Source organism: Rathayibacter sp. VKM Ac-2929 (genome assembly GCF_022815495.1).
Taxonomy (GTDB): Bacteria; Actinomycetota; Actinomycetes; order Actinomycetales; family Microbacteriaceae; genus Rathayibacter; species Rathayibacter festucae.
The window spans coordinates 703,499-723,781 of sequence record NZ_JALGRV010000002.1 but is presented as its reverse complement, the minus strand read 5'-3'; the positions used below and the strand labels follow the sequence as shown (position 1 = coordinate 723,781).

The window sequence follows — 20,283 nt, the reverse complement described above, 5'->3', positions numbered from 1 at the left end:
GATGAGCGCCACCGCTACTCGATCAGCGGAGGGAAGAGTGCGCTGCAAGCGCTCCTCAGCCGGAGAATGAAGCGCTGCAAGCGCTCCTCGGCAGGGGGGAGTGTGCGCTGGAAGCGCTCCTCAACCCGGAGAGAACGAGCCGAAGGCCCTACTCGTCGAGGGCGAGCTCTTTCGGGAGCTCGAACTCCTTGCGGGAGAGCTCCTCGACGTTGACGTCCTTGAAGGTGAGGACGCGGACGGACTTCACGAAGCGGTCGGAGCGGTAGACGTCCCAGACCCACACGTCGCGCATGGTCAGCTCGAAGTAGAAGTCGTGCTCGGTGTCGCGGCGGACCAGCTCGACCTCGTTGGCGAGGTAGAAGCGCCGCTCGGTCTCGACGACGTACGAGAACTGCGAGACGACGTCGCGGTACTCCCGGTACAGTGCCAGCTCGACCTCGCGGTCGTAGTCCTCGAACTCGTCCTCATCCATCGTCCGTCGATTCTACGCGACACCGCCCGGCGCCGGGACCGCCCTAGGCGGAGACGGCGTCGACTCCGGCCTCGCGCGAGCGCGACAGCCAGGTCACCCGGTGCAGCGGCGACGGCCCCACGCGGTCGAGGCCGGCCCAGTGCGCGGCACTGCCGTAGCCCTTGTTGCTGTCCCAGGCGTAGTCGGCGAAGTCGTCGTGGTGGCGCACCATCTGGCCGTCGCGGCCGACCTTCGCCAGCACGGAGGCGGCCGAGACGGAGGCGCAGTCGCGGTCGGCCTTGATCCGGGTGACGATCGTCAGCTCCGCCGCCCACGGGCCGAGCGCGGGCGTCAGCCAGTCGTGCTTGCCGTCCAGCAGGACGACGGCGCGCGACAGCTCCACGCCCTGGTCGACGAGGCGCTCGATGCCGCGCGAGGCGGCGCGGCCGAGGCCGGCGATGATCCCGGTGTCGTCGATCTCGTCGGCGGAGGACTCGCCGATCGCCCAGCCGGACACCCACTTCACCACGCCGGGCAGCAGCGCCTCGCGACGGGCGGGGGCGAGCATCTTCGAGTCGCGCAGGCCCTCCGGGAAGCGGCCGCAGCGCGAGCCGATCTCGACGACGCCGACGGAGACCGGTCCGGCGATCGCGCCGCGGCCGACCTCGTCGCAGCCGATGACGCTCTCGAAGCCCTGACGGAAGAGCCGGCGCTCCTCGCGGAGGTCCGGGTCGGCGACGACCACCTAGCGCCCGCCCGCGCTGGCCCGGTCGTCCTCCGACTGCTCGTCGGACGCCTCGGTGTCGACGCCACGGAACACCGAGGGGTAGTCGTCGAGCCAGGCCCACTGCTGCACCGGCCAGGTGACCAGGATCGCGCGGCCGACGACGTTGTCGATCGGCACGAAGCCATTGCCGGGCTTGTCGGTGTTGTAGCGGGAGTCGGCGGAGTTGTAGCGGTTGTCGCCCATCACCCAGAGCGAGCCCTCGGGCACGACCACGTCGAACGGGGTCGCCGAGACCGCCTGGACGCCGTCGGGGAGCTTCACGTACGGCTCCGAGATCGGATTGCCGTTGATCTCGACCTGGCCGAGCGGCGTGCAGCAGGTGACGTGATCGCCGGGCAGGCCGATGACACGCTTGATCAGGTGGTCGTTGCTGTCGGGCGCGGTGAGGCCGACGAGCGCGAGGGCGGAGTCGATGGCGGCCTGGAACGCGGGGACCTCGGGCTCGGAGGTCGGCGAGAGCCAGCCGCCCGGATCGCGGAAGACGACCACGTCGCCGCGCGAGATCGGGACGACCCCGGGGACCAGCTCGTTCACGAGGATGCGGTCGTTCTCGACCAGCGTCTGCTCCATCGAGGAGGACGGGATGTAGAACGAGCGGATCAGGAACGTCTTGACGAGGAAGGACACCAGCACGGCGACGACGACGATGATCAGCACGTCGCGGAGGAAGAGGAGCACCCCCCGTCGGCGACGGCGCGGGCGGTGCTCGCCGTCCGGATCGGCGGAGTGGCGGCCGCCGTCGTGCGGGAGGGTCACGGGGGCCGTGCTGTCTGTCATCGCGTGCCGTGGCCCCTACTGTGGTCGACCCGCGCGGTGCCGCGCCGGTCTGTGGATCACCGGGTCGTACCGCCCCGGAAAAGGGTCGGACCCCGGTCCATCATAGATGGGCCGGGGTCCGGGAATCGCTGTGCGGACGCCGCTCAGGAGTCGCGCTTCTCCTTGATCTTCGCCTTCTTGCCGCGGAGGTTGCGGAGGTAGTAGAGCTTCGCGCGACGCACGTCACCGCGGGTGACGACCTCGATGTGGTCGATCACCGGGGAGTGGACCGGGAAGGTGCGCTCGACGCCGACCTGGAAGCTGACCTTGCGGACCGTGAAGGTCTCGCGGACGCCCTCGTTCGAGCGGCCGATGACGACGCCCTGGAAGATCTGGATGCGCGAGCGGGTGCCCTCGACGATGTTGACGTGCACCTTGACGGTGTCGCCGGCGCGGAACTCGGGGATGTCGGTGCGGAGTGACGCCGCATCAAGTGAGTCGAGGATGTGCATGCTGTATCGCTCTCCGTGCCCGCCACAGGTCGAACACCGTTTCGTTGATGGAAGTCGGTCGTGCCCACGTCGTCGCGGCTCCCCTGTGGCAGAGCCTGCGCGAGGCACAAGCGCTCATTCTGCCATGGCGCCGGAGCCGGCGTCAAAGCGGCGGGCCGGCCGGATTCTCGCCGCTACGCAGAAGTTGCGGTAGTCGCGCTCGACTACCGCAACTTTCGAGGACTCGGCGGCGGAGTCGGAGGCGCCGCGAGCCCGGCGCGCGGCCTCACAGGACGATCGTCTGCCCGTCCTGGGGGCGGTCCGGGTCGAAGCGCTCGTCCGTCACCGGCTGCGGCTGCGGGCCGCCCTGGGCCTGCACCTCTGCGGCCGCGGCGAACGCGAGGAGCGTCGCGCGCGCGTCCGTGAAGAAGCGCCAGACGGAGTGGGTGAAGGCGACGACGCCCAGGAGGATCGAGAGCAGGCCGAGCGCCCACGCCCCGGGAGGGAAGAAGCCGAAGGCGATCAGCGAGACGTGCCAGGCGCCGAGCGCCGCCACGTCGCCCCAGGCGGGGGTCCGCGAGGGCCGCACGGTCACCCGAAACGCCACGACGCTCGCGACGACGGCCAGAGCGACCGCCAGAATGGGGAGGGCGATGACCAGGCCGAGCACGGTCCAGCCGCTCGATCCTCCGAAGAGTCCGTACCCCAGGAGGATCCAGAGCGGCAGGACGACCGCCGCAGGGTACAGCCAGGAACCGAAAGCCCGTCTCGTGCGCATGCACCGACGGTACCCACGACCGCTGAAGAACGCCTCAGCGACCCCCGAGAGAGGATCAGCATGATCGAGCTGCGCACACCCGCCGAGATCGAGGAGATGCGCCCGGCCGGCCGCTTCGTCGCCGAGGTGCTGAAGGCGACGTCCGCCGCGGCCGCCGTGGGCGTCAACCTGCTCGAGCTCGACCGCCTCGCCCACGACATGATCCGCTCGGCCGGCGCGGAGTCCTGCTACATCGACTACCACCCCTCGTTCGGCGCCAGCCCGTTCGGCAAGGTGATCTGCACGTCGGTGAACGACGCCGTGCTGCACGGCCTCCCCTTCGACTACCGCCTGCGCGACGGCGACCTGCTGACCCTGGACTTCGCCGCCTCCGTCGACGGCTGGGTCGCCGACTCCGCGATCACCGTCGCCGTCGGCACGCCCCGCCCCGAGGACCTGAAGCTCGTCGACACCACGACCCGCGCGCTCGAGGCCGGCATCGCCGCCGCGCAGCCGGGTAAGAAGATCGGCGACATCTCAGCCGCCATCGCCGCGGTCGCCCGCGCCGAGGGGCTCAGCATCAACACCGACTTCGGCGGCCACGGCGTCGGCCGCACCATGCACGGCGACCCGCACATCGCAAACGACGGCCGCGCCGGCCGCGGCTACCCGCTGCGCCCGGGCCTGGTCGTCGCGATCGAGCCGTGGTTCCTGCAGAGCACCGACGAGATCTACACCGATAAGGACGGCTGGACCCTCCGCAGCCGCGACGGCTCGCGCGGCGCGCACATGGAGCACACCATCGCCATCACGGAGACCGGCAACGTCGTCCTCTCCGCGCGCGACTGAGCCCACCCCTGGAGGTTCTCCCGCCGAGTACTGGACAGGAGCGGTATCTGATAGCAATACTATCCGCATGCGAGTCTCGGAGCTCAGCCGCCTCAGCGGCGTCAGCCTGCCTACGATCAAGTACTACATCCGGGAGGGGCTGCTGCCGCCGGGCACGGCCTCGGGGCCGCAGCGGTCCGACTACGGCGACGAGCACCTCGCCCGGCTCCGCCTGCTCCGCGCGCTGATCGAGAGCGGCGGCGTCGGCATCGCCGGCGCGAAGCGGATCACTGCCGTTCTGGACGAGGGCGCTCCCCCGGCGGTCGCGTTCGAGGTAGCGCAGGACGTCGTCTCCGCGAACGTCGACTCCGAGGCCGTCGCCTCAGACGACACGCTCGAGCGGGTGCGGGCCATCGTCGGGGACGACTACTGCGAGCACCCGGCCGTGCGGACAGCGGCTCGGGCGCTCGACGCCCTGGAGCTCTCCGGGGGCGGCATGACGCCGTCCTGGCTCGACGCCTACGCCCGGGCGGCGGCGATCGTCGCGAGCGCGGACCTGGACGAGCTCGAGGCGCGCAGCAGCGTGAGTGAGCAGACGTCGATCGCGGCGGTGGGCACGGCCCTCGGTGATGTCGTGCTGCAGTCGATGCGCCGGGTCGCCCAGGCCCGGGAGACGCAGCGGCGGTTCGGAGAGCGGCAGGACTCGACCTCCGCCTCCGAGCACAGCGCGGTGCGAGAGAACGCCGAGGTGGCGCGTTGACCGCCACGATCCAGCGTCCGGAGCGTGCGGCAGCGGTCCCCGCCCGCCCGCACCGCCCGCTCCTCGTCCTCGCCGCGGCGATGGCGGTCGGCGTCCTGGCCTGCCTCGTCCTGCTGCTCGTCGACACGCGCGAGCTCGGCGGCCAGCCGCTCTGGGCGAAGCCGCTGAAGTTCTGCCTCTCCATCGCCGTCTACGCACTGACGCTCGCCTGGCTGATCGGCCTCGTCCCCGAGCGCCGCCGGCGACTCGCGCGGATCCTCGGCAGCATCGCGGTCGCCGGTCTCGCGATCGAGATGGTCGTCATCGGCGGCGCCGCGGCGGTCGGCGTCACGAGCCACTTCAACGTCACCACCCCGCTGCACTCGGCGCTCTGGGCGGCGATGGCGGTGTCGATCGTCGTCGTCTGGCTGGTCACGCTGGTGCTGGCGGCGCTCCTGGCGCGGGTGCCGCTCGGCGACCCCTCGCTCACCCTCGCGGTCCGGGCCGGCCTCGTGATCGGACTCGTCGGGATGGCGCTCGCCTTCCTGATGACCGGGCCGACCGCGTCGCAGCTCTCGGACTACCAGGGATTCGTCGGTGCGCACGCGGTCGGCGTGGAGGACGGCGGCGCAGGTCTGCCGCTGCTCGGCTGGAGCACCACGGGCGGCGATCTGCGGATCCCGCACTTCCTCGGGATGCACGCGCTGCAGGGGCTGCCGCTGCTGGCCTTCGCACTCGCACGGCTGGGGACGCGGGCGCGGCTGCTCGGCGATGCGACTCTCCGGCTGCGGCTCGTCGCGCTTGCGGCGCTCACGTGGTCCGCGGTCGTCGCGCTGACCTGCTGGCAGGCGCTGCGCGGGCAGTCGATCGTGGCTCCGGATGCGCTCACCCTCGCCGTCGGCGGCGCTGTCGTGCTCGCCCTCGTGATCGCGGGAGTCGTCGCGGTCCGCCGCGCCTCCGCCGAGGTGGCGCGATGAGCCGGCTGCGCCGCGGCTGGACGCCGCCCGCCGTGATCTACCTGCTGCTCGCCGTCGCCGGCCTCGTCGGCACCTGGACGTACAACGTCCGGGCCGTGCTGGAGAGCGTCGACTTCCTCGGCGACCTCGCGGGCGGTGGACCGGCGGTCTCGTCGATCACGACGGACCTGCTGGTGGTGGCGATCGCCGCCGTCGCCTTCATGATCGCCGAGGGCCGCCGCATCGGCATGAAGCGGGTGTGGATCCTCGTCCTGCTCGCGCCCCTGGTCGCCCTGGCCTTCGCCTTCCCCCTCTTCCTCGCCCTCCGCGAGCGCCACCTCACCCTGACGCGCGCGACGTAACCCCCCTCCGCGAGATGCCACTTATGAGCGCGACACGCCGCAGAAGGTGTGCACAAGTGGCATCTCGCGGGATCGGGGCCAGGCGCGGAGGCGGGTCAGGGCAGGAGCTCCGGGCGGACGCGGCGGGTGCGCTCGACGCTCTGCTCGTGGCGCCAGGCGGCGATCGCTCCGTGGTTGCCGCTGAGCAGCACCGGGGGGACGTCGAGGCCGCGCCAGGAGGCGGGCTTGGTGTAGCTGGGGTACTCGAGCAGGCCGTCGGAGTGGCTCTCCTCGACCAGGCTCGCCGGGTTGCCGACGACGCCGGGCACGAGGCGGCCGACGGCCTCGATCATCGCCATCACGGCGACCTCTCCCCCGTTGAGGACGTAGTCGCCGAGGCTGATCATCCGCACGCGGGCGCGCTCGGCGGTGTGGTCGACGACGCGCTGGTCGATGCCCTCGTAGCGGCCGCAGCCGAACACGAGGGACGACTCCTGCGCGAGCTCGCGCGCGGTCGCCTGGGTGAAGACCTCGCCGGCGGGCGAGGGGAAGATCACCAGCGGGTCCGCCGCGGGATCGAGGATCGTGTCGAACGCCTCGCCCCACGGCTCGGGCCGCATCACCATGCCGGCGCCGCCGCCGTAGGGCGTGTCGTCGACGGTGCGGTGCCGGTCGTGGGTGAAGGAGCGGAGATCGTGCACCCCGAGCTCGATCAGCCCGCTCTGGCGCGCGCGCCCGAGCAGGCTGATGTCGAGGACGCCGAAGAACTCCGGGAAGATCGTGACGATGTCGATCCTCACGACCGCGGCTCCTCCTGGGAGTCCGGGGTCGCGGCATCCGCGGCGTCGGCGTCGGCGGAGTCGGCCGGAGCGGAGTCGGCTGTCACGTCGGCGGACTCGGATTCGGCTTCGGCGTCGGCGTCGGCTTCGTCCTCGACCGGAGCGGCCGCGGCCAGCTCGGGGTCGGAGAGGTCGATACCGCTGAGGTCCACCTCGGCGGGCTCCTCCTCGGGAGCCTCCTCGAAGAGGCCGATCGGCGGCGTGACGGTGACGACGCCGGCGACCGGGTCGACGGACGGGACGATCGCGTTCACGAACGGGACCATCACCTCGCCGGACGGCGTGCCGACGATCAGGAGGTCCTGCGCGGGGAAGTGGTCGACGCGGCGGACCGTGCCCACCTCGCGGCCGTCGCGGACGACGGACATGCCGACCAGCTGGTAGTCGTACCAGGAGTCGTCGTCGCCGGGCTCGGTCTGCACCTCCTCGTCGATCCAGAGGATCGCCTTGAGGAGGGTCTCGGCGGCGTCGCGGTCGGCGATGCCCTTGAAGAACGCGACGGGGTGGCTGTTGTACCAGCGCAGCTCGACGAGCTCGAGCTTCTTGCCGTGCCACTCGGAGGTGCGCGGCACCTGGAGCGTGAAGGAGGCGCCGGGCGTGAAGCGCTTGTCGGGCTCGTCGGTGTAGAGCTCGAGCTTGATCGCGCCCTTGAGCCCGTGGGCCTTGGTGAGTCGGGCGACGCGGAGCTGCGTCGTGCCCGCTGCGGGGGCCGCCACCCTACTTGTCGGTGTCGACGACGTCGACGCGCACGCGTCGCCCGTCGGCGAGGGCAGCGACGAGAGTGCGGACGGCCTTGGCGGTGCGACCGGAACGTCCGATCACGCGGCCGAGGTCCTCGGGGTGCACGCGCACCTCGAGGACCTCTCCGCGCGGGGAGCTCGTAGCCACGACCTTGACCTCATCGGGGTTCTCGACGATCCCCTTGACGAGGTGTTCGACGGCGGGAGCGAGCATGGACTACGCCTCGGTGGAGGCTTCGTCGGCGGCGGGCGCCTCGGGCGCGGTGGCCTTGGCGGGAGCCTCGGACTTCGGCTTGAGGACCGGCTTCTTCTTGGCGTCGACGACGAACGGAGCCTTGGGCTCCTTCACCTGGACGGTGCTGACGGCGTCGGCGTCGCCCTTGAAGCGGCCCCAGTCGCCGGTCAGCTTGAGGATCGCGGCGACCTGCTCGGTCGGCTGCGCGCCGACTCCGAGCCAGTACTGCGCGCGCTCCGAGTCGACCTTGATGAACGAGGGCTGCTCGGTCGGGTGGTACTGGCCGATCTCCTCGATCACGCGGCCGTCGCGCTTGGTGCGCGAGTCGGCGACGACGATGCGGTAGTAGGGCGCTCGGATCTTGCCGAGGCGCTTCAGACGAATCTTGACAGCCACAATTCTCCTGTGTGGTCGTTGACCGTGAGGTCGATGATGGATGAACTGAGCCGTGAGCGTGGGGTGCACACCCGGCCGGAAGCTCGAGGGGGTTTCTTCGGCGGTGAGTAGAGGGTCGACCGCCTCGGACCCGACGGATCATTCTGCCAGAAAAACCCCCGGCCTGCGGCCCCGACACTGACACCCGTCACTCGGCGTCCGCTCCGGTCTCGGGTGCGAGGATGTGGGGGCGCGTCCCGCCCGGTGGACGCCGGACTGACGAGGACGCCGTCATGGAGATCACCTTCGCCGAATCCGACCGCTCCACCCTCGGGATCGAGTGGGAGGTCGCCATCGTCGACCGGCAGACGGGCGACCTCGCCAACGTCGCCGACGTCGTGCTCGAGGCGCTCCGGGGCGAGGACGGATCGCCGCACCCGCGGATCACCGGCGAGCTGCTGAAGAACACCGTCGAGCTGGTCTCCGGGGTGCACCGCACCGTCCGCGACGCCGTCGCCGACCTGCAGGACCAGCTGCGCCAGGTGCGCGAGATCACCGACCCGATGGGCCTGGACCTCGTCTGCTCCGGCTCGCACCCGTTCGCGCAGTGGTACGACCAGACCATCACCGACAAGGAGCGGTACCACCGGCTCATCGACCGCACCCAATGGTGGGGCCGCAACATGATGATCTGGGGCATCCACGTGCACGTGGGGATCGAGGACCGCGACAAGGTCCTCACCATCCTCAACGCGCTCCTCGACTACTACCCGCACCTCCAGGCGCTCTCGGCGTCCAGCCCGTTCTGGGGCGGCGTCGACACCGGCTACGCCTCGAACCGCGCGCTGATGTTCCAGCAGCTGCCGACCGCCGGGCTGCCGCCGCAGTTCGGCGCCTGGGCGAACTACGAGGAGTACGTCGACGACATGATGCGCACCGGCGTCATCGACGACCACACCGAGGTCCGCTGGGACATCCGCCCCTCGCCGCAGTGGGGCACGATCGAGATGCGCGCCTGCGACGGGCTGTCCTCGCCGGAGGAGATCGGCGCGGTCGCGGCGCTGATCCAGTGCCTGGTCGAGCACCTCTCCACCCAGCTCGACGAGGGCGGGACGCTCGCGACGATGCAGCCCTGGTACGTCCGGGAGAACAAGTGGCGCGCGGCGCGCTACGGACTCGATGCCGAGATCATCCTCGACGCCGCCGGGAACGAGCGGCTCGTCACGGACGACATCCGCGATCTGCTCACGACGCTCGCGCCGGTGGCGGAGCGGCTCGACTGCGCGGCGGAGCTGGCCGACGTCGAGCTGATCCTGGTCGCGGGAGCGAGCTACCAGCGCCAGCTGCGCACCGCGGCCGAGAACGACGGCGATCTGAAGGCCGTGGTCCGGGCTCTGGCGGGCGAGCTGCGTGACGGACTCAAGGACCCGCGGGCATGACACGACGGCTCCTCCCAGGCGCGCTGCTGCTCGGCGCGAGCGTGCTGGCTCTCGCCGGGTGCTCGAGTGCCAGCGGCGCTCCCGCCGGAGCGGGTGCGACACCCACGGCGTCCACCGCGACGGCCACTGCCCTGCCGTCGCCGACCTCGGATCCGCTGTCCGACTCCGCTCCCCTCGCCCTCGGCGGCGCGCTGCCCGCCGGCGCGCGGGTGACCATCGTGGGCGACAGCATCGTCCGCGGTCTGGGGCTCGATCCCGGACAGGCCTGGCCGGCGCTCGTCGGGGACGACCTGGGCTGGAACGTGGTCAACCTGGGCTGCGACGGCGGCGGCTTCATCGAGCCCGGCGACTGCGGCGTCGCGATCGGCGACCGGGCCGAGGAGATCGCCGACACCCGGCCGGACGCGATCGTGCTGATCGCCAGCAGCAACGACCTCGGCTGGACGCCCGAGGAGGTCGCCGACGCGATGGGCCCGGCGGTGCAGGCGATCGCGGAGGCCTCCCCCTCCGCGAAGCTGATCGCGCTCGACTCGGTGTGGGGGCCGGATCCGCGACCCGAGGACCTCGACGCGTACGATGCGGTGCTCGTCGGCGCCGTGGACGCGGCAGGCGGGATCGCCCTCGAGTACCCGGACCCGCTGCGCGCCGACGGGCTGCTCGCCGAGGACGGCGTGCATCCGACGGCCGAGGGCCAGGTCGCGCTCGCGGACGCCTTCGTGCTCGCCGCGGAGAAGGCCGGGCTCGCGCAGGCGATCCCCGGGGACCAGCGGGCGACGGACGCGCCCGGCTGACCCCCGGGGAGCCGCTCAGCGGGTGGTGCTGTTCTTGCCGTCGCGCCAGGAGAGCAGGTCGCGCACCGGCTGGAGGTCGATGTCCGGGCCGGTGATGCCGAGCGTGAAGAGCCGGGCGCCGAGGTCGAACTGCTGGTCGAGCACGCCGAAGGAGGCGTCGCCGACGCCCCCGCGGACACTCGCGCCGGTCGAGATCTCGATGGCGTCCATGTCGCGATCGACGCGTCCGCACCAGTCGGCGAGGACGCCGAGCTTGCGCTCGAGGGTGGGGACGTCGGAGAAGCTGTGCCAAATGTCGGCGTGCTCCGCGACGATGCGGAGGGTCTTCTTCTCGCCGCCGCCGCCGATCATCACGGGGATGTCGCGGGTGGGAGCGGGGTTCAGCTTGTCCCAGCGGGCGCGGATGCGGGGCATGGCCTCGGAGAGCTCGTCGAGGCGCGAGCCGGCGGTGCCGAAGTCGTAGCCGTACTCCTGGTAGTCGCGCTCGAACCAGCCGGAGCCGATGCCGAAGATCAGGCGGCCCTCGGCGCCCTTCGCGCTGATGTGGTCGACGGTGCGGGCCATGTCGGCGAGCAGGTCGGGGTTGCGGTAGCTGTTGCAGGTGACGAGCGGGCCGAACTCGATGCGGCTGGTCTGCTCGGCCCAGGCGGCGAGCATGCTCCAGCCCTCGAAGTGCAGGCCGTCGGGCTCACCGGAGAGCGGGTAGAAGTGGTCCCAGTTGAAGGCGATGTCGACGCCGATGTCCTCGAGCTCGGCGAGCGTGTCGCGGATGACCTCGTAGGAGACGTGCTGCGGAGCGATCTGGACGCCGATGCGGACGGGGCGCGGAGAAGCGGTTGTCATGCCTTCACGCTAGACCTCGCGGCGGGCGGACTGCACGGCTCTCGTGCTGACGGCTGTGGGTCTCGATACGCCCCTGCGGGGCTACTCGACCAGCATGCAGAGCAAGCGGACCAAGGGAGGCCGGCCGGGGTGGCTACTCGCCGGCCGGGTCGGGGGACGCGGTGGGGGCGTCGTCGCTGGTGGAGCGGGCGAGCTTGACGGTGGTGGCGCCGTCGGCGTCGAAGAGGCGGAGGCGGCCGCCGTCGATCGAGGCCATCATCGCGTCGGCGAAGATCATCGGCAGGGCGACGCCGTCGCAGGCGATCATCGTGCTGGGGCCGGCGTCGACGGTCAGCGCGCCCTCGCCGTCGATCGACCATTCGCCCTGCACGCCGTTGCACCCGTCGGAGCCGGTCCAGGTGCCGTCCTCAGCGAGGAGCAGGAACGGGACGTCCGGCGACTCGTAGGAGACTCCCGTGACCCAGCGGCCGACGAGCTCGTCCGGCGACGGGGCCGAGGCGGCGTCCACTCCCGAGCCCTCGGAGCAGCCCGCCAGCCCTAGGGCGAGAGCGGCCGCCGCGGCGACCGCGAGACCGGCGCGCAGGCCCCTCATCGGCCGAGGAGCTTCTGCAGCTGCTCCAGCTCCTCCGGAGTGGGCTGCGCACCCGCACCGGAGCCGCCGCCGAGGCCGAAGCCCGAGCCGCCCGCGTTCGTGGACTGCGGACCGGAGCTGATCGCCGCGTTCTCCGCGGCGCGCTTGGCCGGGTTGCCCGACTTGCTGCTCTTCTTCTTCTGCGGCTTCGGGCGGCCCTGGTAGCCGGCACCGGGCACGGGGCCCATGCCGGGGACGTTCGGCACGCCGCCCTTGGCGACGGTCTTCATCATCTTCGCGGCCTGGTCGAAGCGCAGGACGAGCTGGTTGACGTCGGTCACAGTCATGCCGGAGCCGCGCGCGATGCGCAGGCGCCGCGAGCCGTTCAGCAGCTTCGGGTTCACCCGCTCGGCCTTGGTCATCGACTGGATGATCGCCTCGGTGCGCACGATCTCGCGCTCGTCGAACTGGTCGAGCTGCTCGCGCATGCCCTTCGCGCCGGGCAGCATGCCGATCATCTTCTTGATCGAGCCCATGTTGCGCAGCTGCTGCATCTGGCCGAGGAAGTCGTCGAGGGTGAACGTGTCCCCCATGATCTTCTCGGCGATCTTCCGCGCCTCGTCCTCGTCGAACGCGCTCTGCGCCTGCTCGATGAGGGTAAGGACGTCGCCGAGGTCGAGGATGCGGCTCGCCATGCGGTCCGGGTGGAACTGCTCGAAGTCGTCGAGGCCCTCACCGGTGGACGCGAAGAGGATCGGGCGGCCGGTGAGCGAGGCGACGGAGAGAGCCGCACCACCGCGGGCGTCGCCGTCGAGCTTGGAGAGGACGACGCCGGTGAAGTCGACGCCCTCCTGGAAGGCCTTTGCGGTGGCGACCGCGTCCTGGCCGATCATCGCGTCGATGACGAAGAGGACCTCGTCCGGGTTCGTCACCCGGCGGATATCGGAGGCCTGCTTCATCATGTCGGCGTCGACGCCGAGGCGGCCGGCGGTGTCGATGATGACGGTGTCGTACTGCTTGTCGGTGGCGAACTTGATCGCGTTCTGCGCGACCTTCACCGGGTTGCCGACGCCGTTGCCGGGCTCGGGCGCGTAGACGGCGACGCCGGCCTGCTCGCCGACGACCTGCAGCTGCTGCACCGCGTTGGGGCGCTGGAGGTCGGCCGCGACGAGGAGCGGCGTGTGGCCGTCCTTGCCGAGGTACTTGCCGAGCTTGCCGGCGAGGGTCGTCTTTCCCGCGCCCTGGAGGCCGGCGAGCATGATGACCGTCGGCGGGCGCTTGGCGAACTCGAGGCGGCGCGACTGGCCGCCGAGGATCGCGACGAGCTCCTCGTTGACGATCTGCACGACCTGCTGCGCGGGGTTCAGCGCCTTGTTCACCTCGTCGCCGAGGGCGCGCTCCCTGATCTTGCCGGTGAACGCCTTGACGACGTCGAGCGCGACGTCGGCGTCGAGCAGCGCGCGCCGGATCTCGCGGACGGTGCCGTCGACGTCCGAGGCCGAGAGCTTGCCCTTCGTGCGCAGGTTCTTGAAGGTCTCGACGAGTCGATCGGAGAGGGTGCCGAAAGTAGCCATGATGCCGGGAATTCTACCGGAGCCTTCCCGGGGGTCGGACGACGGCGGCCCGCGTCGATTAACTGTACCGAGTGCAGGAACTCGTCTAGGGTGGCCGGGTGATCGAGACACTGCTCGCGGGCGACGCCGCGGATCCCCTGGACTACCGCGACGGCTGGGAGCTGCAGCGCCGGCTGCACGGCGAGGTGGTCGCCGGTTCCCGGCCGGGCACGCTCGTGCTCTGCGAGCACGCCGCCGTCTACACGGCGGGCAAGCGCACGGAGTCGCACGAGCGCCCGGTCGACGGCTCCCCCGTGGTCGATGTCGACCGAGGCGGACGGCTGACCTGGCACGGGCCGGGGCAGCTGGTCGGCTATCCCATCGTGCGGCTGCGGGAGCCGGTCGACGTGGTCGCCTACGTCCGCTCGCTCGAGGGCGTGCTGATCGACGTGCTCGACGACCTCGGTGTCGCCGGGGTGCGGGTCGACGGGCGCTCGGGGGTCTGGATCCGCCGGGGCGAGGGCGCCGACAAGATCGCGGCCATCGGCATCCGGGTGGCGCACGGCGTGACGATGCACGGCTTCGCGCTCAACGTGTCGAACAGCCTGGAGCCCTACTCCCGGATCATCGCGTGCGGCATCGCCGATGCCGGAGTCACCACCGTCGAGCGCGAGCGCGAGCGCGGCGAGGCGCCGTCGATGGCGGCGGTGCGGGCACGGGTCGAGGCGCGGTTCCGGGAGGCGGCGCCCGCCTTCGCGGCCGTGGACGCGATCGCGGGGGTCGCGGCGTGAGCGCCGAGACCGGCGGCCGGAAGCTGCTGCGCCTCGAGGTGCGCAACGCCGAGACGCCGATCGAGCGCAAGCCCGAGTGGATCAAGACCAAGGCCGTGATGGGCCCGGAGTACCGGCAGCTGCAGTCGCTGGTGAAGGACGAGGAGCTGCACACGGTCTGCCAGGAGGCCGGCTGCCCGAACATCTTCGAGTGCTGGGAGGACCGCGAGGCGACCTTCCTGATCGGCGGCTCGCAGTGCACGCGGCGCTGCGACTTCTGCCAGATCGACACGGGCAAGCCCGCGGACTACGACGCCGACGAGCCGCGCCGGGTGGGCGAGTCGGTGGCGCGGATGAACCTCCGCTACGCGACGGTGACCGGGGTGGCCCGCGACGACCTGCCGGACGAGGGCTCCTGGCTGTACGCCGAGACGATCCGGCAGATCCATGCGCAGGCGCCCGGGACGGGCGTGGAAATCCTGGTGCCCGACTTCACCGGGCGCGCCGAGCACCTGCAGCGGGTGTTCGACGCGCGGCCGGAGGTGTTCGCGCACAACGTCGAGACGGTGCCGCGCATCTTCAAGCGGATCCGGCCGGCCTTCCGCTACGAGCGCTCGCTCGACGTGCTGACCCAGGGGCGCGACGCGGGGCTGATCACGAAGTCGAACCTCATCCTCGGCATGGGCGAAGAGCGCGAGGAGATCTCGCAGGCGCTGCAGGACCTGCACGACGCGGGCACCGACATCGTGACGATCACGCAGTACCTGCGCCCGACGCCGCGGCACCTGCCGGTCGATCGCTGGGTGCACCCGGAGGAGTTCGTCGCGATCAAGGAGGAGGCGGAGGACATCGGCTTCCTCGGCGTGCTCTCCGGCCCGCTCGTCCGCTCCTCGTACCGCGCCGGTCGCCTCTGGGCCCGCTCGATGGAGTCGAAGGGCCTGCCGGTCCCGGAGCACCTGCGCCACCTGGCGGACGCGGCCCTCGGCTTCTCCCAGGCGGTCTGACCCGCTCTCCCCGCGAGATGCCACTTGTGCACGCCTTGCACGGCGTGTCGAGTGCAGAAGTGGCATCTCGCGGACGAGGTCCTGGGGACCCTCGCTGGTCGAGTAGCTCCGCAGGGGCGTATCGAGACCCACGATCGTCAGCAGGGGTGGTCTGCAGACTCGCTGTTTGACGCTGGTGGATCTCGATACGCCCGCTCCGCGGGCTACTCGATCAGCAAAGTGGCCGGTCTTCCGAGAGGGCTGTTCGCCGAGTCGATCCGTCTCGGGCCATTGCCCGCCCGCAGAACTCGGTTCGCGTCCACTCTCGGCCCGGCGGTCAGTGGTGACTCACGCTGCGGCGGGGACTGAACTGCTTCGCGAGATGCCAGTTGTGCATGCCTTTCACGGCGTGTCGTGTGCACAAGTGGCATCTCGCGGAGGGGGAGGGAGGGCTCCCCGGGTCAGGCGACGAGCTGGGCGGCGAAGACGTGGGGGGTGAAGCCGGTGAGGTCGTTGATGCCCTCGCCCTGGCCGACGAGCTTGATGGGGATGCCGGTCTTCTCCTGGACGGCGAGGACGAAGCCGCCCTTGGCCGAGCCGTCGAGCTTGGTGATGACGAGGCCGGTGACGCCGGCGTGCTCGATGAAGGCCTGGGCCTGCATCAGGCCGTTCTGACCGGTGGTCGCGTCGAGGACGAGGAGGATCTCGGAGATCGGTGCCTGCTTCTCGACGACGCGCTTGATCTTGCCGAGCTCGTCCATCAGGCCGCCCTTGGTGTGCAGGCGGCCGGCGGTGTCGATGATGACCATCTCGATGCCGTGGGTCTTCGCGTACTCCACGGTCTGGTAGGCGACGGAGGCCGGATCCTGGCGCTCCTGCTGCGGCCGGACGATCTGCGCGTCGGCGCGCTGCGCCCAGGTGGCGAGCTGGTCGACCGCGGCGGCGCGGAAGGTGTCGGCGGCGCCGACCACGACGCTCCGGTCGAAGTTGCGGAGGAACTTCGCGAACTTGCCGATGGTCGTGGTCTTGCCGACGCCGTTGACGCCGACGACCAGGATGACCGCGGGCCGCTCGCTGAGCTTCAGGGTCGTGTCGTACTTGGAGAGGCGCTCCTCGAGCGACTCGCGGAGCATGCGCTGGAGGTCGCGGGGGTCGGTCGTGTTGTAGCGGGCGACCTTGGCGCGGAGGTCCTCGACCATCTCCTCGGTGATGTCGGGCCCGAAGTCGGCGGTGATCAGGGCCGTCTCGAGGTCGTCCCACGTCTGCTCGTCGATCGTGCGCTTCTCGAACAGGCCGCGGAGTGCGCGACCGAGCGACCAGGAGCTGCGTTCTGCCATGCGCCCAGGCTACCGGCGGGTGGACGTCCGATCTGCAGGCGATCCGCCCTTCGCGGCGCCTGCACCTGCGGCAGGACGGGCCTGCCGGCCGGCATCGCCTGCGAATCGGACGCGGGCGTCAGACCGCCGGCGCCTCCACGCGCTGACCGACCACGGCGGAGACCCCGTCCTGGCGCATCGAGACGCCGTAGAGGGCGTCGGCGATCTCCATCGTGCGCTTCTGGTGCGTGATGACGATCAGCTGACTCGACGTGCGGAGGTCCTGGAAGATGCTGAGCAGGCGGCCGAGGTTCGCGTCGTCGAGCGCCGCCTCCACCTCGTCCATGATGTAGAACGGGCTCGGCCGCGACTTGAAGATCGCGACCATGAAGGCCACCGCCGCGAGCGAGCGCTCGCCGCCGGAGAGCAGCGACAGCCGCTCGATCTTCTTGCCGGCCGGGCGCACGGCCACCTCGATGCCGGTGGTGAGCAGGTTCTCCGGGTCGGTGAGCCGGATGCTGCCGGTGCCGCCGGGGAAGAGCACCGGGAAGACGTCCGCGAAGGCGGCCTGGGTGTCGTCGAAGGCCGAGGCGAAGACCGTCTGCATCGTCTCGTCGAGCTCCTCGATGATGGTGAGCAGGTCGCGCCGCGTGTTCGTCAGATCGGTCAGCTGCTCGGTGAGGAAGACGTGGCGCTGCTCCAGAGCCGCGAACTCCTCGAGGGCGAGCGGGTTCACCCGGCCGAGCTGGCCGAGCTGCTTCTCGGCCTTGTCCAGCCGGCGGCGCTGCTCGTCGCGGAGGAACGGGCGCGCGGGCGCCTCGGCGTCGGCCTCGTCGGGGACCGGGACCTCGGGGCCGTACTCGGCGACGAGCACGTCCTCGACCAGGCCGAGCTCGGAGCCGGCGCGCTCGAGCAGCCCGGTGAGCTGCAGGCGCTTCTCGTAGATCTGCAGCTCCAGGCCGTGCACGCTCTCGGTGACGCTCTGCAGCCGGTCGCGGAGCACGCCCTCCTCGCGGCGCAGCGCCTGCAGCTCCTCGTTCTGCTGCGAGCGCGCGGTCTCGGCGCGGAGCAGCTCGGCGCGCGACTGCTGCACCGAGCGGTCGACGGAGGCGAGCACGGCGGGGATCGCGCCGGTCACGTCGGCCGCGGCGTCGTGCTGGCGGCGGCGGATCACGGCGCGGCGGGCGGCCTCGTCGGCGGCGGCGCGGTCGGCGGCGAGCTGGCGCTCGAGCGACTCGCCGCGGGACTGCTCGGCTCGGACCCGCTCCTTGGCGGTCTCGACGCCGAGGCGCGCCTCGATCTCGCGCTCGCGGGCCGCGTCGACCTCGCGCTGGAGGCCGTCGCGGGCGCTGACGTCGAGGACCGGGCGCGGGCGCGAGCGGGCGACGTCGAGCTCGCCCTTCGCCCTCTGCGCGGCGGCCTCGGCGTCGCCGACCCGCTCGGTGGCGATGGTCAGGGCCTTCTCGCCGCGGCCGAGCTCGGCGGTGGCGCCCTCGAGCTGCGCGCGGACACGGCCGAGGCGCTCGGTGTGCGCGGCGCGGGCGGCGTCGTGCTCGCGCAGGGCGGCGAGGGCGAGGCGCGACTGCTCCTTGGCGGCGCGCAGGGCGCCGGTCTGCTCGGCGAGGTCGAAGCGGAGGCGGTCGATCCGGCCCTCGATCTCCTCCAGCCGGCTCGCAGCCGCGTCGCGCTCGGAGACCAGCTCGAGGCGGCTGCGCTGCCCGCCCGCTCCCCCGCTGAGCACGGCGTCGGAGACCGAGGCGCCGTCCCGCGTGACGACGGTGACGGGGTGCTCGCCGCCGGCCAGCGCGGGCCAGAGCCGGCGGGCGGTGTCGAGGTCGTCGACGACGACGACCTGCTCGAGGAGGGCGAGGACGCCGTCGGGGCCGGTGACGAGATCGCGGGCGCGGGTGGCTCCCTCCGGCACCTCGATCGCGAGGGCGGGGCGGGCGGCGTCGCCGATCAGCAGCTCGACCCGGCCGAGCTCGCGACGGATCGCCTCGTCGAGTGCGGCCTCGGCGTGCGGCTGCGAGTCGGCGAGCACGGAGTCGGCGGCGGCACCGAGGGCCGCGGCGATCGCCGCCTCGTAGCCGGGGCGGACCTGGATCCGCTCGGCGACGCGGCCGCGGATGCCGTCGAGGCGGGTGGCGATCAGCTCGGCCGAGCCGTCGGAGACGTCGAGGGCGAGCGAGAGGGCGCTGCGGCGGGCGGCGAGTCCGTCGCGCTCGCGCTCGAGCGCGTGCAGCTCCTCGCGGAGCCGCTCGATCTCGCCCTCCGCCTCGAAGACCGAGGACTGCGCGAGCTCGTAGCCCTCGTCGAGCGTGCCGTCGGTGCCGCCGCCGGCCTCGCCGATCTCGTCCTCGAGCGCGTCGAGCTGGCGCTGGGCCGCCTCGCGGCGCTGCACGGCGGAGTCGAGGGTGTTCTGCGCGCGGAGGACCTCGCCGCGGACGGCCGCGAGGCGGGAGGCGGCGGTGTCGGCCTGGCCGGTCAGCTTGGACAGCTCGAGGTCGTGCCGGGAGACGAGCGCCGACTGCGCCGCGATCTCCTCGTCGGTCGCGTCCAGGGCGCCGCGAGCGCGCACCGTCGCCTTCTGTGAGTCGGTCCACGCGGTCTCGGCGTCGAGGACGGCGACGCGGAGGCGCTCCAGCTCGGCGCGCGCCTCCTCGACCATCGGCGCCGTGACGCGGGGCTGCACGGCGGGCTGCTCCGACTCCGCCTCGAGCAGGGCGAGGCGCTGGCCGGCGAGCGCCGCCAGATTGCGCAGCCGCTCCTGCACCGATTCGAGCTCGAAGGTGGTGCGCCGGGCGTCGTCGACCGCGTCGCCGACCATCTCGGACTCGATCCGGGCGGTGCGCAGCGTGCTCTGCTCGAGCCGCTCCTGCAGCACGAGGCGCTCGCTGTGCCGCTCGCTCTCGGTGCGGGCGAAGCCGTCGAGCGCGGTGCGGAGAGTGACGACGTCGTCGGCGAGCAGGCGCGCGCGGGCGTCGCGGACGACGGCGGCGATGGTCTGCGCCTGCCGGGCGACCTCCGCCTGGCGGCCGAGCGGCTTGAGCTGGCGGCGGATCTCGCCGGCGAGGTCGGAGAGGCGGGTCAGGTTCGCCTGCATGCCGTCGAGCTTGCGGAGGGTCTTCTCCTTGCGGCGGCGGTGCTTGAGGATGCCGGCCGCCTCCTCGATGAAGCCGCGGCGCTCCTCCGGGGTAGCGTGCAGGACGGCGTCGAGCTGGCCCTGGCCGACGATGACGTGCATCTCGCGGCCGAGACCGGAGTCGCTCAGCAGCTCCTGGACGTCGAGCAGCCGGCAGGCGCGGCCGTTGATCGCGTACTCGCTGCCGCCGTTGCGGAACAGGGTGCGCTTGATCGTCACCTCGGTGTACTCGATCGGCAGCGCGCCGTCGGTGTTGTCGATGGTGAGCGCGACCTCCGCGCGGCCGAGCGGGCCGCGGGTGGAGGTGCCGGCGAAGATGACGTCCTCCATCTTGCCGCCGCGGAGGGTCTTCGCGCCCTGCTCCCCCATCACCCAGGCGAGAGCGTCGACGACGTTGCTCTTGCCCGAGCCGTTGGGCCCGACGACGCAGGTGACCCCGGGCTCGAAGGCGAACGTGGTCGGCTGCGCGAAGGACTTGAACCCCTTGAGGGTCAGGCTCTTCAGGTACACCCGGCCGCCTCGCTCCGCTCGAAAACGCTCCCTACGGTACTCGACGGGCTCCGTCGTGCCCCGGAACCGC

Annotated in this window: 22 protein-coding genes; 8 read left to right on the top strand and 14 right to left on the bottom strand. The window is 71.7% G+C overall.

The genetic code is table 11. From position 1 onward, the window contains the following. Positions 1–148: 148 nt before the first annotated feature. The 5 genes from MT355_RS07955 to MT355_RS07935 form a co-directional block, all read right to left on the bottom strand. Positions 149–472: a DUF2469 family protein gene (locus MT355_RS07955; RefSeq protein WP_056044100.1), complete on the bottom strand. Its 324-nt coding sequence runs from the start codon at positions 470–472 to the stop codon at positions 149–151. Positions 473–515: 43 nt separating this feature from the next. Continuing rightward, positions 516–1,196 carry a ribonuclease HII gene (locus tag MT355_RS07950; RefSeq protein WP_243599109.1) on the bottom strand — a complete coding sequence of 227 codons (681 nt, stop codon included), beginning with the start codon at positions 1,194–1,196 and terminating at the stop codon, positions 516–518. Further along, positions 1,197–2,015: a signal peptidase I gene (lepB, locus tag MT355_RS07945; protein WP_243599108.1), complete on the bottom strand. Its 819-nt coding sequence runs from the start codon at positions 2,013–2,015 to the stop codon at positions 1,197–1,199. It abuts the gene before it with no gap. Between the two features lie 143 nt (positions 2,016–2,158). Then, complete coding sequence (gene rplS, locus MT355_RS07940; protein ID WP_123445722.1) at positions 2,159–2,506, bottom strand: 50S ribosomal protein L19; 348 nt, start codon at positions 2,504–2,506, stop codon at positions 2,159–2,161. Positions 2,507–2,771: 265 nt separating this feature from the next. Beyond that, a complete protein-coding gene (locus MT355_RS07935; protein ID WP_123445721.1) occupies positions 2,772–3,263 on the bottom strand; it encodes a hypothetical protein in 492 nt (163 codons plus the stop codon). 60 nt (positions 3,264–3,323) lie between these two features. On the opposite strand from MT355_RS07935, the gene map reads away from it, so the two are divergent. From map to MT355_RS07915, 4 genes are all read left to right on the top strand, one after another. Further along, positions 3,324–4,091: a type I methionyl aminopeptidase gene (gene map / locus MT355_RS07930; protein ID WP_243599107.1), complete on the top strand. Its 768-nt coding sequence runs from the start codon at positions 3,324–3,326 to the stop codon at positions 4,089–4,091. 67 nt (positions 4,092–4,158) lie between these two features. Then, on the top strand, positions 4,159–4,830 hold the full coding sequence (locus tag MT355_RS07925; protein ID WP_243599106.1) for a MerR family transcriptional regulator: 672 nt from the start codon (positions 4,159–4,161) through the stop codon (positions 4,828–4,830). After that, entirely contained in the window at positions 4,827–5,786 is a 960-nt protein-coding gene (locus MT355_RS07920) for a hypothetical protein (protein ID WP_243599105.1), read from the top strand. The genes MT355_RS07925 and MT355_RS07920 overlap by 4 nt, the downstream gene beginning before the upstream one ends. Then, complete coding sequence (locus tag MT355_RS07915) at positions 5,783–6,127, top strand: DUF2834 domain-containing protein (protein ID WP_243599104.1); 345 nt, start codon at positions 5,783–5,785, stop codon at positions 6,125–6,127. Before MT355_RS07920 ends, MT355_RS07915 begins: the two co-directional genes overlap by 4 nt. A gap of 95 nt (positions 6,128–6,222) precedes the next feature. On the opposite strand, the gene trmD is transcribed toward MT355_RS07915, so the two are convergent. From trmD to rpsP, 4 genes are read right to left on the bottom strand one after another with little or no spacing between them, the layout of a single operon-like run. Beyond that, positions 6,223–6,906 carry a tRNA (guanosine(37)-N1)-methyltransferase TrmD gene (gene trmD, locus MT355_RS07910; protein ID WP_123445716.1) on the bottom strand — a complete coding sequence of 228 codons (684 nt, stop codon included), beginning with the start codon at positions 6,904–6,906 and terminating at the stop codon, positions 6,223–6,225. After that, the gene (rimM, locus tag MT355_RS07905; RefSeq protein WP_374204645.1) at positions 6,903–7,661 is read right to left on the bottom strand and encodes a ribosome maturation factor RimM; all 759 of its coding nucleotides are present in this window, start codon (positions 7,659–7,661) and stop codon (positions 6,903–6,905) included. The genes trmD and rimM overlap by 4 nt, the downstream gene beginning before the upstream one ends. A 1-nt stretch (position 7,662) precedes the next feature. After that, positions 7,663–7,899: an RNA-binding protein gene (locus MT355_RS07900; protein ID WP_123445714.1), complete on the bottom strand. Its 237-nt coding sequence runs from the start codon at positions 7,897–7,899 to the stop codon at positions 7,663–7,665. 3 nt (positions 7,900–7,902) lie between these two features. Beyond that, positions 7,903–8,316, bottom strand: coding sequence for a 30S ribosomal protein S16 (gene rpsP, locus MT355_RS07895; protein WP_123445713.1), 414 nt, complete (start codon positions 8,314–8,316; stop codon positions 7,903–7,905). Positions 8,317–8,588: 272 nt separating this feature from the next. On the opposite strand from rpsP, the gene MT355_RS07890 reads away from it, so the two are divergent. Continuing rightward, entirely contained in the window at positions 8,589–9,734 is a 1,146-nt protein-coding gene (locus MT355_RS07890; RefSeq protein ID WP_132437826.1) for a glutamate--cysteine ligase, read from the top strand. Then, complete coding sequence (locus MT355_RS07885; RefSeq protein ID WP_243599103.1) at positions 9,731–10,525, top strand: SGNH/GDSL hydrolase family protein; 795 nt, start codon at positions 9,731–9,733, stop codon at positions 10,523–10,525. Before MT355_RS07890 ends, MT355_RS07885 begins: the two co-directional genes overlap by 4 nt. A 15-nt stretch (positions 10,526–10,540) precedes the next feature. Here MT355_RS07885 and MT355_RS07880 read toward each other — a convergent pair whose 3' ends face one another. From MT355_RS07880 to ffh, 3 genes are all read right to left on the bottom strand, one after another. After that, entirely contained in the window at positions 10,541–11,368 is an 828-nt protein-coding gene (locus MT355_RS07880; protein ID WP_123732175.1) for an LLM class F420-dependent oxidoreductase, read from the bottom strand. Between the two features lie 133 nt (positions 11,369–11,501). Further along, positions 11,502–11,960: an META domain-containing protein gene (locus tag MT355_RS07875; protein ID WP_243599102.1), complete on the bottom strand. Its 459-nt coding sequence runs from the start codon at positions 11,958–11,960 to the stop codon at positions 11,502–11,504. Beyond that, positions 11,957–13,513 (bottom strand): signal recognition particle protein, encoded by a 1,557-nt coding sequence (gene ffh / locus MT355_RS07870; protein ID WP_123445708.1) that lies wholly within the window; start codon positions 13,511–13,513, stop codon positions 11,957–11,959. Before ffh ends, MT355_RS07875 begins: the two co-directional genes overlap by 4 nt. Positions 13,514–13,611: 98 nt before the next feature. On the opposite strand from ffh, the gene lipB reads away from it, so the two are divergent. Both lipB and lipA read left to right on the top strand, forming a co-directional pair. Continuing rightward, positions 13,612–14,283: a lipoyl(octanoyl) transferase LipB gene (lipB, locus tag MT355_RS07865; protein ID WP_243599101.1), complete on the top strand. Its 672-nt coding sequence runs from the start codon at positions 13,612–13,614 to the stop codon at positions 14,281–14,283. Continuing rightward, entirely contained in the window at positions 14,280–15,266 is a 987-nt protein-coding gene (gene lipA / locus MT355_RS07860; protein WP_208323042.1) for a lipoyl synthase, read from the top strand. The genes lipB and lipA overlap by 4 nt, the downstream gene beginning before the upstream one ends. 440 nt (positions 15,267–15,706) lie before the next feature. Here the strand turns inward: lipA and ftsY are convergent, their stop codons facing one another. Further along, entirely contained in the window at positions 15,707–16,582 is an 876-nt protein-coding gene (gene ftsY / locus MT355_RS07855) for a signal recognition particle-docking protein FtsY (RefSeq protein WP_123445706.1), read from the bottom strand. 118 nt (positions 16,583–16,700) lie between these two features. Further along, entirely contained in the window at positions 16,701–20,213 is a 3,513-nt protein-coding gene (gene smc / locus MT355_RS07850; RefSeq protein WP_243599100.1) for a chromosome segregation protein SMC, read from the bottom strand. Positions 20,214–20,283: the final 70 nt, after the last annotated feature.

Coding starts and splice junctions, on each gene's coding strand:
- MT355_RS07935 (WP_123445721.1), bottom strand. CDS start 3,263: ATGCGCACGAGACGGGCTTTCGGTTCCTGGCTGTACCCTGCGGCGGTC.
- MT355_RS07915 (WP_243599104.1), top strand. CDS start 5,783: ATGAGCCGGCTGCGCCGCGGCTGGACGCCGCCCGCCGTGATCTACCTG.
- MT355_RS07955 (WP_056044100.1), bottom strand. CDS start 472: ATGGATGAGGACGAGTTCGAGGACTACGACCGCGAGGTCGAGCTGGCA.
- lepB (WP_243599108.1), bottom strand. CDS start 2,015: ATGACAGACAGCACGGCCCCCGTGACCCTCCCGCACGACGGCGGCCGC.
- MT355_RS07875 (WP_243599102.1), bottom strand. CDS start 11,960: ATGAGGGGCCTGCGCGCCGGTCTCGCGGTCGCCGCGGCGGCCGCTCTC.
- MT355_RS07890 (WP_132437826.1), top strand. CDS start 8,589: ATGGAGATCACCTTCGCCGAATCCGACCGCTCCACCCTCGGGATCGAG.
- MT355_RS07900 (WP_123445714.1), bottom strand. CDS start 7,899: ATGCTCGCTCCCGCCGTCGAACACCTCGTCAAGGGGATCGTCGAGAAC.
- MT355_RS07885 (WP_243599103.1), top strand. CDS start 9,731: ATGACACGACGGCTCCTCCCAGGCGCGCTGCTGCTCGGCGCGAGCGTG.
- ffh (WP_123445708.1), bottom strand. CDS start 13,513: ATGGCTACTTTCGGCACCCTCTCCGATCGACTCGTCGAGACCTTCAAG.
- map (WP_243599107.1), top strand. CDS start 3,324: ATGATCGAGCTGCGCACACCCGCCGAGATCGAGGAGATGCGCCCGGCC.
- MT355_RS07925 (WP_243599106.1), top strand. CDS start 4,159: ATGCGAGTCTCGGAGCTCAGCCGCCTCAGCGGCGTCAGCCTGCCTACG.
- rplS (WP_123445722.1), bottom strand. CDS start 2,506: ATGCACATCCTCGACTCACTTGATGCGGCGTCACTCCGCACCGACATC.
- ftsY (WP_123445706.1), bottom strand. CDS start 16,582: ATGGCAGAACGCAGCTCCTGGTCGCTCGGTCGCGCACTCCGCGGCCTG.
- MT355_RS07880 (WP_123732175.1), bottom strand. CDS start 11,368: ATGACAACCGCTTCTCCGCGCCCCGTCCGCATCGGCGTCCAGATCGCT.